The following is a 14,150-nucleotide window of genomic DNA, read 5'->3' as shown; positions in this document are numbered from 1 at the left end:
TGAATCGCCCTCTGGTGCGACAAAGATTCAATTCCGGCTAGATTTTGCACTCAAGCCGGAATTTTAGGTCATTTTATATGCAATTCCAAAAATGATGCATTTTTGGCCTCATTTCCCACTGTCTTGCCTCTTTTAAATCATCATCAGTGCCGCTTTACGCAGCACAACGCGCAAATCATGCGCAGATTTTGACCAAGGAGGGGACAATGGTCGAAGGAACAATGGTCGGAGCGGATACCGCCTGGATACTGGTGGCCACAGCACTGGTGCTCTTCATGTCATTGCCAGGGCTCGCCCTGTTTTACGGCGGGCTTGTGCGGGCCCGGAACGTGCTTTCGGTCTTTATGCATGTCTATGCCATCGCCTGTTTGATGAGCGTCTTGTGGCTGGCCTTTGGCTATTCCATTGCCTTTGGTGAAGGCAGCGGGGTCTGGGGCGCGATCTGGGGCGGTCCGGGTAAGATGTTCCTCGCGGGCATCGACGCCGAGAGCCTGTCGGGCACCCTGCCAGAAGTGCTGTTCTTTGCCTTTCAGATGACCTTTGCCATCATCACCCCGGCGCTGATCGTCGGCGCCTATGTCGAACGCGTGACCTTCGGCTTTGTGCTTTTGTTTTCCGCGCTCTGGATGCTTTTGTGCTACGCGCCGGTGACCCATTGGATCTGGGGCGGCGGCTTTATGGCCGATGGCGGTATTTTCGGCGAAACCGGAACGCGCGATTTTGCGGGCGGCATCGTGGTGCATGAAACCGCAGGGCTTGCCGCGCTGATCATCGCGGTCATGCTCGGGCGGCGCAAAGTGGACAACAAACCGCCGCACAACCCCGGCTATGTGATGATCGGCGCCTCGATGCTCTGGGTCGGCTGGTTCGGGTTCAACGGCGGCTCACAGCTTGCCGCCGACGGGGGCGCCGCCATGGCGATCACCGTGACACATCTGTCGGCGGCCGCCGCCTCGCTCACCTGGGCGCTGTGGGAGCGGATCAAATATGGCAAAGCCTCACTTGTCGGGCTTGTGACCGGCACCATCGCCGGGCTTGCGTCGATCACCCCGGCCTCGGGCTTTGTCGGCCCGATTGAAGCGCTGATCATTGGTGCCGTGGCCGGTATTCTGTGTCAGGAAATGGTCGGTTTGATCCGCAACAAACTGCGGATCGACGACACGCTTGACGTCTTTGCCGTTCATGGTGTGGGCGGTATTTTCGGCACGATCATGATTGCGGCCTTCGGTCAGGGCACATGGCTGGCCCAGCTTGGGGCTTTGGCCATCGTGGGGGTGTTCACCTTTGTCGTCACCGTCGTGCTGGTGCTGGTGACGAAGGCGCTCGTGGGGATGCGCGTCGATTTGGAAAGCGAACATCAGGGGCTCGATCTTTCGGCCCATGGCGAAAGCGCCTACGATCACAATTCGTAATCGACCTGCGACAGAAAATCTCATAAGAAAGCGGGCCTGCGGGTCCGCTTTTTTTTCGGGCCCGCTCAGGGGGAGGACGTAAGGGGAGGAAAAATGCTCGAAATGATCGTGATCCTCATCGCCGGGCTCGCCGGCGGTGCGCTCAATGCCGTCGCGGGGGGCGGGACATTTCTGACCCTGCCCGCCTTGATCTTTGCCGGTGTGCCGCCGGTTTCGGCCAATGCCACCGCCACACTCACCGCCCTGCCCGGCTATGTCTCAAGCGTCTGGGCCTACCGGCGCGACCTGCACGCCACCGCCACCATGCCCGCCGCACGGATGATCGTGATTTCGGCGCTGGGCGGGGTGATGGGCGCGCTGCTTTTGCTGATCACGCCCAATGACACCTTCCTCGTGGTGGTGCCTGCGCTGATGGCTCTGGCGACCGTGCTGTTCGCCGGGGGACCGCAGATGATCAAACGGCTGTTTGCACGCGAGATGTTGGGACCTGCGAGCGCCGCTGTCGCGCTCTTCGCGGTCTCCGTCTACGGCGGTTATTTCAACGGCGGGCTGGGGATCATGCTTTTGGCCGTTCTGGGCCTCATCGGGTTCACCGATCTGCATGCGATGAACGGGCTAAAAAACGCCTTGTCGGTGCTTTTGTCGCTGGTCTCCGCCGTGACCTATGTTTTGGCCGGTGTGATCGCCTGGGACTATGCCGCCCTGCTGGCCGCCGCGATGATTGCGGGCGGTTTCCTGGGCGCGCATTACGCGCGGCGGATCAAGAACACCGCACGGCTCAAGCATTTCATCGTCTTGGTCGGCGTGGTGATGACGGCGATCTTTACGGTCAGGTTGTTCTGAGCCTTACCCGTAAAGCTCCGCCGCCCGGCGCTCAAACGCCCGCACGATGCGTTGCATCGCGTCGTTGAAGACCATGCCGATCACGCCTTGCAGGATGGCGTTCTTGAACTCGAAATCGACGAAAAACTCGACATCACAGCCGCCATCTTCGGCGGGGGTGAATTGCCACCAGCTTTTCATATAACGAAACGGGCCGTCGAGATATTCGGTGTCGATCCGGCGCTCTTCGGCAAACAGTTTCACACGCGAACCGAATTTTTCGCGAAACACCTTAAAGGAAATCACCAGATCGGCGAGCATCAGCTCGTGGTCGCCCATATCGCTGCGCGAGCGGATGCGCGCGGCGGCATTCCACGGCAGGAATTTCGGGTAGCTTTCGACATCGGCCACCAGCGCGTACATCTGATCGGCGCTGAACGGCATGTGCTTTGTTTCCTGGTGCGTCGGCATGGTCTCTGGTCTATGTTTTCCTTGCCTGATACATCTATGGCTGAGCCCAAAATTGCAAGGGTCCAAAACGGGACCAAAAGGGAACAGGATGACGCAGCGACCCTATCACATCGATGTCATGATCTCGGCCAAGGCGATCGCCGCCCGCATCGAGGACCTCGCGAAAGAGATCCGGCGCGATTACAAGGACACCGACAAATTGGTGGTCGTGGGCCTGTTGCGCGGCTCATTCGTCTTTATTGCCGATCTCGTGCGCGAGCTGGAGATGAATGTCGAGGTCGATTTTCTCGAGGCCTCCTCCTACGGCAACGCCACCGAGTCGTCGCGTGAGGTGAAAATCCTCAAAGACCTGCGCGGCCCCATCGAAGGCCGCGATGTTTTGGTGGTCGAGGACATTGTCGACACCGGGCATACGCTGTCCGCCGTCATGAAGCTTTTGCACTCACGCAACCCGCGCAAGATCGAAACCATCGCGCTTTTGGACAAACCGGCACGGCGCGAGGTCGATCTCAAGGCGACCTGGACCGGCTTTGAAATCCCCGACGCTTTTGTGGTCGGCTATGGCATCGACTTTGCCCAAGCCAACCGCAACCTGCCCTTCATCGGTTCGGTGGTGTTTGACGACGACGACGCAGGCAAAAGCGCGTGAACCAGATGCGCTGGATGCTGCGCGCCAAACGCTGGGCGCAACACCCGCCCTCTGCGAAGCGGGTGAAGTTCACCTTCGCGATCATTGCCGCCTGCATCGCGCTCTACGCGGTCGAGAAAACCATCGGACTGCCCGACTGGATGCAGGTCGAGCGGCCCGCAAAGGTCAGGCTTCAGTAAACGCCGAGACAGGTTTCGTACGTTCGAGCCCCATCAACAGATCCTCTTCGGCCTCCAAAGCCATGGCGATCCGCGATCGCGCCTGACGCAGACGCGGCGCGTCCGCCAGATCGACATGCGAGGCCACAAAGACCGGCACCGGCGGCACATCGAGCACCGGCGTGATCCGCTGCAAACTCTTGGAGGCATTGCCCAAAAACACCGGCAACATCACCCGGCCCATGCCCTCTTCGGCCAAGGCACGGAGCGTCAGGAAACTGTCGGAAGCGGCCATGAAATGCACGCGCCGCCGCTCAAGTTCCTCGCGCAGCTTTTGCCCCGCATGAGACCGCCCGATGCCGCCCGTCAGGCCCAGCCAGTGATCTTCGGGCACCGCGTCGGAGGCGGCGTAAAAGCCAAAGGCCATCTGCGTTGCCATATCGCCGAACAGATCGTCAGGCAGCTTATAGGTCGGGCGCACGGTCACATCGGCATGAAGCCGCGCCAGATCGAGGTGGCCGTTGGAGGACAAAAGTTCGAAGGACAGGTCTTGCGCATGTTCCGAGAGCCGCACCAAAAGCCTGGGCAGAACCGCCTGACAGAATGTATCCGTCGAGGTGACACGAATGACGCCCGCCAAGGGCGCCTCCCCCACCTGCGCCAGCCGCTCGACGGCGCCGACAGCGGCCTCGACCTCGCGCGCAGCTTCGATCAGCCGCAGCTTTTCGGGCGCGATGTCGTAGCCGCGCACGGATTTTTCGAACAGTTCAACGCCCAGACGTTTCTCGATGGCCGCCACGCGACGCAAAACGGTGGCATGGTTGACCCCCAACTCGCGCGCAGCCCCCGAGACAGACCCGGAGCGGGCCACGGCGAGCACGAACCGATAATCGTCCCAATTTGGTCTGTGCATCATATCAGTCTCTCCCTTGATATATGCGAAATATAGCATGGGAGTCGTGCACTCTGCCTTGAGAGAGATCACATGAAGGGCGATTTTTGCACAGGCTTTGCGGTCGTGACTCGGCCGTGTGGTTGACGCTCAGGGCAAAGCCGCTGTCTGGAACAGCGTGACCTTCAAACCGCCATGCGCCACCGGCGCGCCGGTCGGCAGCCAGGGCAGACCCGTCGCATTGGCCAGCTGCGCATCCGAGGTGATCATACCGACACGCCAGCCGGAAAACCGCGCGCGCATCACCTCTCCAAAGGCACCGTAAAGCGCATAGAGGTCTTTCTTTTTGCCAATCCGCGCGCCGTAAGGCGGGTTGACGATCACCAGACCCGGCGCGCCTTCGGGGCGCTCGATTTCCGAGACGGAGACGGGTTTGAACTGGCACAGATCGGCGACGCCCGCACGTTCGGCATTGTCGTTCGCCATGCGAATAACGTTCACATTGCGATCAGAGCCGTAAAACTGCACATCCGTATCCCATTTGGGGGCTTGGTCTTTGAAATTTTGCAGAGGCTTGGGGTCAAAGCCCACCAGATGTTCAAAGGCAAAGGAGCGCGCACGGCCGGGCAAAAGCCCCCGCGCCATTTCCGCCGCCTCGATCACGAAGGTCCCGGAGCCGCACATCGGGTCGAGTACCGGCTCGGCGCCGTTAAAGCCACAAGCGCGCAGGAAAGAGGCCGCCATGGTTTCGCGCATCGGGGCCTTGCCCACACCGGCCTTGAACCCGCGTTTGTGCAGCGCTTCGCCGGAGGTGTCGACGGAGAGGATGACCATATCGTCCTCGATCCGCACCTTCAGGACCACCTCGGCCTCGGCCGAGACAGGCGCGCCCAGTTCCTCAGTGATGGCACGTTCAATGCGTTCCTGCGCGGCGCCCGCATGGTAGATTTTGTTGCGCTTGCCGGTGACAACCTCGACCCGGAAAGGCACGTCTTTGCGCAACACATCGCCCCAAGGGAACTTGCGCGCGCGTTTGTCGAGCTGCGCCAGATGCAGCGCCCGGAAATTGCCGATCCGCGCCAGCACGCGCGCCGCACAGCGCAGGGTCAGGTTGGCGCGCCAGACGTCTTCCCACGTGCCTTCAAAGGTCACACCACCGCCGACGGCGACCGGCGACGGGAAGCCGGCCTCTTCGGCCTCAGCGAGAAGAAAGGGCTCAAGCCCCGGCTGGGTGCCGAGGAAAATTTCAAATGTGTCTGACACTTAGGCCTGCCCGAATTTTGCCAGACGGTTTTCCCGCAGACGGGCGAAATCGTCGCCGGCATGGTAGGACGAGCGCGTCAGCGGCGTGGCGGAGACCATCAAAAAGCCTTTGTTGATCGCGGCTTTCTCGTAGCTTTTGAACGCGTCGGGGGTGATAAATTCGGCGACGCGGTGATGTTTCGGCGTCGGCTGCAAATATTGCCCGATGGTCATGAAATCAATGTCGGCGGCGCGCATATCGTCCATGACTTGCAGCACCTCGGGGCGTTTTTCGCCCAGCCCCACCATGATGCCGGATTTGGTGAACATGGTCGGATCAAGCTCTTTCACACGCTGCAACAGGCGCAGAGAGTGGAAGTAGCGCGCACCGGGGCGCACCTCCTGATAGAGGCCCGGCACGGTCTCGAGGTTGTGGTTGAACACGTCCGGCTTGGCCGCGACCACGGTTTCCAACGCTGACGGGGCGCATTTCAGAAAGTCCGGCGTGAGGATTTCAATGGTGGTCTCGGGCGAGCGCTTGCGAATGGCGCGGATGGTCATGGCGAAATGCTCAGCCCCGCCGTCTTCGAGGTCATCGCGGTCCACAGAGGTGATCACAACGTGTTTGAGGCCCAGTTTCTGAACCGCATCGGCGACGCGGCCCGGCTCGAACACATCGAGCTCATCGGGGCGCCCGGTCGCGACGTTACAGAAGGTGCAGCCACGGGTACAAATCTCGCCCATGATCATCATGGTGGCGTGGCCCTGCGACCAGCATTCGCCCGCGTTCGGACAGCCCGCCTCTTCGCACACCGTCACCAATTTATGCTCACGCATGATCTTATGCGTGTCCATATAGCCCTTGGACGTTGGGGCCTTGACCCGGATCCAATCCGGTTTCTTCGGCTGGGCGTTGTCGGGGCGATGTGCCTTTTCGGGGTGGCGTTGGTCGGGGATCTTGAGATCACGCATGGCAGGATGCTTTTCCGTTTGGGCTTTTCCGTATGGATCACGATATAGGCAACCTGCCCGCAAATGTCTCGTGAAATCCGCAGATTTCCGGGGCGGGGCCGGTTTCGCTGCAAGTGCATTGATACGTGCTTTAGAATCGCTCTAAAAGGTCCGCGACAGAATGAAGCGCCCCTTCGTGATCCGGGCGCGCGATCCAAGGAGCAAGATGATGAAAGCCGGTTACAAACTCCCCGAAGTGACCTTCCACACCCGCGTGCGTGACGAGAGCATCGGTGGCCCGAACCCGTTCACATGGGAAGACAAAACCACCTCCGATTACTTCGCAGGCAAGCGCGTTGTGCTGTTCTCCCTGCCGGGCGCCTTCACCCCCACCTGCTCCACCTACCAGCTGCCGGGCTTTGAAAAAGGCTTTGCAGATTTCAAAGCCGAAGGCATCGACGCGATCTACTGCATGTCCGTCAACGACAGCTTTGTCATGAACAAATGGGCGCAATCTCAAGAGCTTGAGAACGTTGGCGTGATCCCGGACGGCTCCGGCGAATTCACCCGCCGCGTTGGCATGTTGGTGCGCAAGGACAACCTCGGCTTCGGCCTGCGCTCCTGGCGCTACGCCGCCGTCGTCAACAACGGCGTTGTCGAAGCCTGGTTCGAAGAGCCGGGTCTGTGCGACAACCACGGCGAAGACCCCTATGGCGTTTCCTCCCCGGAAAACGTGCTCAAGTGGCTCAAAGGCGAAGAGGCCGAAGCCGTCGCGTAAGACGCCCGCCTCTCCGATGATACGAAAGGCCCGCGGGGAAACCTCGCGGGCCTTTTTGCATCTGCGGCATTCTGAGATTTCAGAGTACCGTCGCATACCGGGAATGCCGGAGACGCATGGCTCAAATCAAAACCGAAGACCTCCCCCCACCCCCAACTCCCGCAAGATGAGCGCAGCAATCGCCATGATCAGGATCAGCCAAAACGCCCAGCCCATCGCACGGATCGAACCGATGAACCCTCGGTATCGCTCCGCATAAGCAAACATCTCCCGGTCATCTTCATCCAGCCTTTTGACCCCCATCATGTCCATTTGAAGTGCCTCAGGGTCTGGTTTATCCCCATTCAAATGGCGCATGTTGTGGATCTGCACGGCAAAGCCTTTGTACCCGTTGCCCTTGCGCACCTTCATCATCAGGACTGTGTAAAAATAAACCGTCAGCGGATAGAAAAACGCCGGGGGTCTTCCGGCATCAAACTCATATGTTCTTAGCAATGTCTTGAACCGCACGTGACCATTTTGGATGTCCACGGCGGGTCGCCGCATCAGGCCGGGTAAAATCAAACCACCAGCAACCACCAGGATGCCCACAAACAGAAACAGCCCCCAGAAAGGCTGTATCGCAATCAATCCCAGCACGCCTTTCAGATCGACCCAGATCAAAACAGCCCCGCACAGCATACGCGGCACGCTTCGTTTGTGTCTGAGATGAAGTTCAAAGGACAAATCCGCCGGCTGCGCACGTCCAGACGTCGAACGAGATCGTTGCCGACGAGATTTCTTTTTATAAGACATTTTTGTTCAACGGGCTGAGTGGTTTATTGGGAGACAAATTTAGGCGCGAACACGTGCCTCGCAAAGCAATTCTTCACCCGCATCTTTCAACAGCGCGGCCAATTCCGTGAACCATTCTTTCACCTCCGTCGAGTGCCGCCGCACCAGCGCCACGGTGCGTTCGGGTTGCGGATCGGGAAAACGCCGCACGGCCATATCGGGGCTCGCTGCCATTTCGGAACAGAGCGCGATCTCCGGCAAAAAAGTCAGCCCAAAGCCCTGCGCCACCAACCCGCAAAGCGTGGCCAAGGACGAGGCGCCGAGGTCCACTGTCTGGCGGGTGCGTTTGAGACCGCAGACATCGAGCGCCTGATCGGCCAGACAATGGCCCTCATCGAGCAACAAAAGCGTATCTGGGGATAGATCGGTTGGGCGCGGGGCGCTTTGCGCTGTGAGCGCCTCGATCCGCGCTTGCGACCCGGCGAGCAAGAAACGATCCGTGAACAACGGCTCCGCCATCAGCCCCAGCGTGTCATAGGGCAACGCGATCACCGCCGCGTCGAGTTGCCCCGCCGCCACCATGGCGATCAGCTCCGCCGTCTGTGCTTCGCGCACCCGCATGTCGAGATCCAATGCCGCCGCCTTGATCCGTGTCAGCGCGCGCGGCAAGAGATAGGGGGCGATGGTCGGGATGACACCAAGGGTCAGCCGCCCGGTGAGGCCTTTGGACAGGCGAATCTCGGCCTCGAGATTGCGGGTCAGGGCCAGAATTTCGTGACAACGCTCGAGCACCACCTGTCCCGCGCGGGTCAGCCGAATGTCACGCGGGAGACGCTCAACGAGCTGCGTCCCCAACGAGGCCTCCATCTCCTTGATTTGCTGGGACAAAGCGGGCTGCGTGACATGCACGGCCTCAGCCGCCGCCGAAAAGCTGCGCCGCTCGGCCAGAGCCACGAAATAGGTCATTTGTCGGAGTGTAAGCATGGGAGATGCCCTCGTTTGATTAGTTTATCTAATCAAACGAGGGCCGCGTGACAACTTATTGCAATAACGCGGATGCTCTTAACTCGGCCTGCCCCGCGCTCATCCGGGGCTGTGCCCAGGACCGGATTTCACCCAATCAGATTGCTATACCCCGCCTCATCGTAGTGCTTTTTCAACCGCTGCAACGCGATCCGCAGCACGATCTTGCCGGAGCGCGCCGACCAGCCCATGCGTTTCTCGGCCTGCTCCATGCCTTCAAGATAGCAACAGCAGCGCAGCGCCACATCGCCCAGACCCGGCCCGAGGTCCAAAAGTGCCGCGCCGACGCGCGCCCGCGCCGCATCGGGGCCAAAGCCGTTGACGTTGCCCGCGACATCCTTTTGCGCCCCCGCCGTCAGGTAGAGGTCCCAATTCTGCTCCTTGCCCGCCCCCATCTGAGCCAGCTCGAAATCCTCGCGCAGACGCTCCGCAGCCCCCACGAGTTCCGGGGAAAGAAAGGCTTCGCCCTCTTTGTCGCGACGGCGCGCCAGCACCATGACCGGGCTTTCCGCCGTGTTGTAACGAATGCGCTTGTTGCGGCTCTCGCCCTGATCGAACTCAGCCCGGAAATCATAGTCCGGGTCCATCTCGCCAAAGCGTGCCGGGGCCTCAGCAAACCCTGCACGGGCGGATTCGTCTTCGGCCAGAAACCGGCGCAGCGCGGCGCGGCCCGCGGAGGTGATCGTATAGCGCGTGATCTTGCCCTTGGCGTTCGCGGTGATCCAATCCTTGAGCGCCATCGCCTGGGCAATCGGACGGTCGAGCACGGCAGTGCGCGTGGTGCGCCCGTCTGGCAGATCACGCACCACGACGGCCTTTTCCATATCCTTCGCCACCGCCAGACAAGCCCCCGGTTCGGACAGGCGGCGCAAGATGCGGCGCGCTTCGCGATTGATCGTCGCGTCATCCGGCGGGGTGGACCCCATGGGGTCGTCGAACGGGCTATTGTCTGTCATCGTGTCCATGTCCTTGGCTTTGGGCAGCGCGCTGAGGGGGGGCTGGGGATCGGCATCTTTCGGGGCCAGACGACTGAGCGAGGCCAGCGCTTCGTCGATCAGTGGATCGTCACGCTTTTGCTCGAGTTTACGGACCTGTCGCATCACCGTGGAGGGCGCACAGCCCCCCTGTCGCGCCAGCTCCCGGATCGTGTCTCCGCTTTCCGTATGCGCAAGATAACGTTTGGCTTCCTGAGGCACCCATTTCGGCAGGCACCCCCCTCGTGCACTCCCTTGGTTCATCGTCGGCTTCCCTGATTCCAGCATCTTTCCCCCGGCAGTTCTGTTAATTGTTTCCATTAGTGATACGGTTAAGACTTGGGGCAGACGTTTTGGCGGGTCAGCAAATTATCCACCGTTTTTCCACGCTTTATCCCCAAATTTATCCCGAATCTTGCCTCAACCATGGGTTGTATTGGTTACCCAAAGGTTAATTATGACCTCGTTCATCCAGTATTGTTTCCTATTTCTAAACACTTGAGGAAAGGACCGTTCGCATTTCGGAAACAATGCGCAACACACGCTAAGGTTGTGCAAATGTGTCATCAATGCGTCGTCATCGTGACGACACACCACAACAGGAGATAAAACTCATGAATGATGTCACGACCCTGCTCAACGCCCTGCGTCGCCCCCGTCTCTTGATCCGGGCCGCGCGCTTTGGCCTGAACGACTACAACCGCAATCGTGACCTCAAGCGCGTGATGCGCACCAGCACCGCCCCCTCGCCCAGCCGCGCCCTCTCCGCGCTGATCGAGGAAGAGGCCAAGATCGAGGAGACCCGCCGCGCGGGTGACGCGACCTATAGCGTGAAACGCCATGTGGAGCTTTTGATCGCCCTGATGGGCGAGGCGCGCCTGCTCCCAAGCGAACAACACGCCGCCTGACCCCAAAGCATTCTCCCACGCCCCCGGCGCCCCTTCAAAAAGGCGGCCCCGGGGACTTTTTCATGCCTTTTTGTGCGCCAAACCCCGCAACAGCGAAAGCGAGGCGGGAATCCATCTTGCCTCAAGGCCCGCGCGCGCATAAAGGCAAGTCATGACCCAGACATCCCATGACCGCCTCCTCATCATCGACTTCGGCTCTCAGGTGACGCAGCTCATCGCGCGGCGTCTGCGCGAGTTGAATGTCTATTGCGAAATCCACCCCTATCAGAACGTCACCGACGCAAGCCTGAAAGAGTTCGATCCGAAAGCGATCATCTTTTCCGGCGGCCCGGATTCGGTGATGCGCGAGGGTAGCCCCCGTCCGCCGAAAGCGGCCTATGAAATGGGCGTGCCGATTCTTGGCATCTGCTATGGCCAGCAGGTGATGATGCACGATCTGGGCGGTCGTGTTGAAGCGGGCGAACATGCCACCGCCGAATTCGGTCGCGCCTATGTGACGCCGACCGACAAAAGCACCGATTTCTTCAACGGCTGGTTCTTGGACGCCTCCGGCCGCGAACAGGTTTGGATGTCCCACGGCGACCACGTCGCCGAGATTGCGCCGGGCTTTGATGTTTACGGCACCTCGCCGGGCGCGCCTTTTGCGATGACCGCCGACATCGAGCGTCGCTTCTACGCAGTGCAATTCCACCCCGAAGTGCACCACACGCCGAATGGTGCGACGCTTTATGAGAACTTCGTGAAAATCGCAGGCTTCAAAGGCGACTGGACCATGGGCGCCTACCGCGAAGAGATGATCGCAAAAATCCGCGAACAGGTTGGCGACAAAAAGGTCATCTGTGCCCTGTCCGGCGGCGTCGACAGTTCCGTGACCGGCATCCTGTTGCACGAAGCCATCGGCGACCAGCTGACCTGTGTCTTCGTGGACCACGGGTTGTTGCGCCTCAACGAGGCCGAACAGGTCGTCTCGATGTTCCGTGACAACTACAACCTGAACCTCATCCACGCGGATGAGAGCGAGTTGTTCCTCGGCGCGCTCGAAGGTGTGTCTGACCCGGAGGTCAAACGCAAAACCATCGGCAAGCTGTTCATCGACGTGTTCCAGAAATACGCCGACCAGATCGAAGGCGCAGAATTCCTCGCCCAAGGCACGCTGTACCCGGACGTGATCGAGAGCGTGTCCTTCTCCGGCGGCCCCTCGGTGACGATCAAATCGCACCACAACGTCGGTGGCCTGCCCGAGAAAATGGGTCTCAAACTCGTGGAGCCGCTGCGCGAGCTGTTCAAAGACGAAGTGCGGGCACTCGGTCATGAGCTGGGCCTGCCGGCGTCCTTCATCGGTCGCCACCCCTTCCCCGGACCGGGTCTCGCGATCCGCTGCCCCGGCGAGATCACCCGCGACAAACTTGAGATTCTGCGCAAGGCCGACGCCGTCTACATCGACCAGATTCGCAAACACGGCCTCTACGACGAGATTTGGCAGGCCTTCGCGGCCATCCTGCCGATGCGCACGGTGGGCGTGATGGGCGACGGACGCACCTATGACTATGCGCTGGCGCTGCGCGCCGTGACCTCGGTCGATGGCATGACTGCGGACTATTACCCGTTCAGCCATGAGTTCCTCGGTGAAACCTCCACCCGGATCATCAACGAGGTCAAAGGCGTGAACCGAGTGTTCTACGACTGCACCTCGAAGCCGCCGGGAACGATCGAGCTGGAATAACGCAGATCCCGAAACACAACACATGCCCCTTCTGGGGCATGTCGTCTTGAAAGCACCCCATATTTCATGGCTCACAACGCGCATTTTTCCTACGTTTTCAACGCAGGCTACACCTTTCCGACGCTTGTTTCGCTCTCGTCCCTTCTGCGTCAGAGCCGCGGGGCCTGCGAGGTTCTGCTCCTGACCGACCGGGCCCTTCCTGCATTTCATCTGGCGCTCGACCACCTGAAACAGCGCCACCCCGACGCCCGGATCACACTGGTCGAAAACCCGGACCTGCCCGGGACGGATCACCCTTGGGCGCACAAAGCTCCCATTCAGAACTTCTGGCAATTGTATCTCTACGACATCCTGCCGCGCAAAAGCCTTGTGATCGACGGGGACACTTTGGTCGTGGATGACGCCGCTCAGGCCTATGACACGCCCTTAGGCGATCATGCCATAGCAGCCGCGCCGGATTATGATTATCACTGGCTCTACTACAAGCTTCAGTTCTACCAGCGCTTTCCTCTGATCTGGAAAAAGAAATGTGAAAAGATCAACGCTTTTCTTCATGCAACGAAACGGGACATTCCTATTTCGGGCTACGTCAATTCCGGCATAACTTTGATCGACATGCCCAAACTGCACGCGCAGGGCAAAGCGGAGCGCCTCTGCGATCTTGAGGCCTGTCTCAAAACCAAAGCGGAAAAAAACTGGCCCATGAATGATCAGGACTGGTTCAATTTTCTGTTCGCCGGTCAAATCGCCCCCTTGCCGATCCGCTGGAACCTGCAACACCTTTTGATTGCAGATCGCAGGATACAGAGACAGTATGTGCCGCGCCGCATACGTGCCGAATACCGTGAGGCCTTTGCACATCCCGGCATCCTTCATTTCGCATCCCATAAAAAGCCATGGCGCGAGCCTGAAGACGCCCAGGCCATGACCGAATTTCAACGTCAGGCCCATATGCATTGGCGCAAGGAGGCTGCGCAGCTTTCCGACGAAACAGGGATGGACATCCTGACGCTTTGCAACGACCCTCTCGCGGGATGAGGCAGGGGGGCGGCCGTAAAGCTCCGACACCGAGCTCTGGGAGGAGAACCGAATGGCTGGAAAAGTGCTATTGACCGGCACGATGACCTGCGCGCCCGATGAGGTGGATCACGTTTTGGCGCTTTTGCCCGAGCACATCCGCCTGTCGCGCGCCGAACCCGGATGTCTGCAATTCGATCTCTGGCAGGATGAGGTGCGCCCCACTGAGTTTCACCTCACCGAAGTGTTCCGCGACGCCCGCGCCTTCGAGGCGCATCAGGACCGCACGCAAAGCTCCGACTGGTGGCGCGTCACCCATCATATGGCGCGCAATTTCAAAAAAAGCGCCGCATGAG

Annotated in this window: 16 protein-coding genes; 9 read left to right on the top strand and 7 right to left on the bottom strand. The window is 60.0% G+C overall.

Annotation, left to right across the window (positions count from 1 at the left end):
- Positions 1-221 precede the first annotated feature (221 nt).
- Both LC094_RS05395 and LC094_RS05390 read left to right on the top strand, forming a co-directional pair.
- Positions 222-1,412, top strand: coding sequence for an ammonium transporter (locus LC094_RS05395; protein WP_226551002.1), 1,191 nt, complete (start codon positions 222-224; stop codon positions 1,410-1,412).
- 93 nt (positions 1,413-1,505) lie between these two features.
- Positions 1,506-2,255, top strand: coding sequence for a sulfite exporter TauE/SafE family protein (locus LC094_RS05390; protein ID WP_226550730.1), 750 nt, complete (start codon positions 1,506-1,508; stop codon positions 2,253-2,255).
- A gap of 3 nt (positions 2,256-2,258) precedes the next feature.
- On the opposite strand, the gene LC094_RS05385 is transcribed toward LC094_RS05390, so the two are convergent.
- On the bottom strand, positions 2,259-2,705 hold the full coding sequence (locus LC094_RS05385) for a type II toxin-antitoxin system RatA family toxin (protein ID WP_226550729.1): 447 nt from the start codon (positions 2,703-2,705) through the stop codon (positions 2,259-2,261).
- Positions 2,706-2,793: 88 nt separating this feature from the next.
- On the opposite strand from LC094_RS05385, the gene hpt reads away from it, so the two are divergent.
- Positions 2,794-3,354, top strand: coding sequence for a hypoxanthine phosphoribosyltransferase (gene hpt, locus LC094_RS05380; protein ID WP_226550728.1), 561 nt, complete (start codon positions 2,794-2,796; stop codon positions 3,352-3,354).
- A complete protein-coding gene (locus LC094_RS05375) occupies positions 3,351-3,533 on the top strand; it encodes a hypothetical protein (protein ID WP_226551016.1) in 183 nt (60 codons plus the stop codon). The genes hpt and LC094_RS05375 overlap by 4 nt, the downstream gene beginning before the upstream one ends.
- Here the strand turns inward: LC094_RS05375 and LC094_RS05370 are convergent.
- The 3 genes from LC094_RS05370 to lipA form a co-directional block, all read right to left on the bottom strand.
- Entirely contained in the window at positions 3,520-4,428 is a 909-nt protein-coding gene (locus LC094_RS05370; RefSeq protein WP_226550727.1) for a LysR family transcriptional regulator, read from the bottom strand. The two genes, LC094_RS05375 and LC094_RS05370, sit on opposite strands and share 14 nt — an antisense overlap.
- A 126-nt stretch (positions 4,429-4,554) precedes the next feature.
- Positions 4,555-5,667 carry a THUMP domain-containing class I SAM-dependent RNA methyltransferase gene (locus LC094_RS05365; RefSeq protein ID WP_226550726.1) on the bottom strand — a complete coding sequence of 371 codons (1,113 nt, stop codon included), beginning with the start codon at positions 5,665-5,667 and terminating at the stop codon, positions 4,555-4,557.
- Positions 5,668-6,618 carry a lipoyl synthase gene (gene lipA / locus LC094_RS05360; RefSeq protein ID WP_226550724.1) on the bottom strand — a complete coding sequence of 317 codons (951 nt, stop codon included), beginning with the start codon at positions 6,616-6,618 and terminating at the stop codon, positions 5,668-5,670.
- Positions 6,619-6,826: 208 nt separating this feature from the next.
- On the opposite strand from lipA, the gene LC094_RS05355 reads away from it, so the two are divergent.
- A complete protein-coding gene (locus tag LC094_RS05355) occupies positions 6,827-7,375 on the top strand; it encodes a peroxiredoxin (protein ID WP_226551000.1) in 549 nt (182 codons plus the stop codon).
- 126 nt (positions 7,376-7,501) lie between these two features.
- Here LC094_RS05355 and LC094_RS05350 read toward each other — a convergent pair whose 3' ends face one another.
- The 3 genes from LC094_RS05350 to LC094_RS05340 all read right to left on the bottom strand — a co-directional run bounded on the left by LC094_RS05350 (position 7,502) and on the right by LC094_RS05340 (position 10,410).
- Positions 7,502-8,170, bottom strand: coding sequence for a hypothetical protein (locus LC094_RS05350; RefSeq protein WP_226550723.1), 669 nt, complete (start codon positions 8,168-8,170; stop codon positions 7,502-7,504).
- 39 nt (positions 8,171-8,209) lie between these two features.
- Positions 8,210-9,133 carry a hydrogen peroxide-inducible genes activator gene (locus LC094_RS05345; RefSeq protein ID WP_226550722.1) on the bottom strand — a complete coding sequence of 308 codons (924 nt, stop codon included), beginning with the start codon at positions 9,131-9,133 and terminating at the stop codon, positions 8,210-8,212.
- 128 nt (positions 9,134-9,261) lie between these two features.
- Positions 9,262-10,410, bottom strand: coding sequence for a DUF6456 domain-containing protein (locus LC094_RS05340; RefSeq protein ID WP_226550721.1), 1,149 nt, complete (start codon positions 10,408-10,410; stop codon positions 9,262-9,264).
- A 350-nt stretch (positions 10,411-10,760) separates the two neighbouring features.
- Here LC094_RS05340 and LC094_RS05335 point away from each other — a divergent pair, with 350 nt between their 5' ends.
- From LC094_RS05335 to LC094_RS05320, 4 genes are all read left to right on the top strand, one after another.
- Positions 10,761-11,054 carry a DUF6477 family protein gene (locus LC094_RS05335; protein ID WP_226550720.1) on the top strand — a complete coding sequence of 98 codons (294 nt, stop codon included), beginning with the start codon at positions 10,761-10,763 and terminating at the stop codon, positions 11,052-11,054.
- 151 nt (positions 11,055-11,205) lie between these two features.
- Positions 11,206-12,777, top strand: coding sequence for a glutamine-hydrolyzing GMP synthase (gene guaA / locus LC094_RS05330; protein ID WP_226550719.1), 1,572 nt, complete (start codon positions 11,206-11,208; stop codon positions 12,775-12,777).
- Between the two features lie 66 nt (positions 12,778-12,843).
- Positions 12,844-13,815 carry a glycosyltransferase family 8 protein gene (locus LC094_RS05325; RefSeq protein WP_226550718.1) on the top strand — a complete coding sequence of 324 codons (972 nt, stop codon included), beginning with the start codon at positions 12,844-12,846 and terminating at the stop codon, positions 13,813-13,815.
- Positions 13,816-13,867: 52 nt separating this feature from the next.
- Positions 13,868-14,149 carry a putative quinol monooxygenase gene (locus tag LC094_RS05320; RefSeq protein ID WP_226550717.1) on the top strand — a complete coding sequence of 94 codons (282 nt, stop codon included), beginning with the start codon at positions 13,868-13,870 and terminating at the stop codon, positions 14,147-14,149.
- The last annotated feature ends 1 nt before the right edge of the window (position 14,150 follow it).

The organism is Celeribacter naphthalenivorans (assembly GCF_020524585.1).
Taxonomy (GTDB): Bacteria; Pseudomonadota; Alphaproteobacteria; order Rhodobacterales; family Rhodobacteraceae; genus Celeribacter; species Celeribacter naphthalenivorans.
The sequence above is the reverse complement of the archived record's forward strand: the minus strand, read 5'-3'. Positions and strand labels throughout refer to the sequence as shown.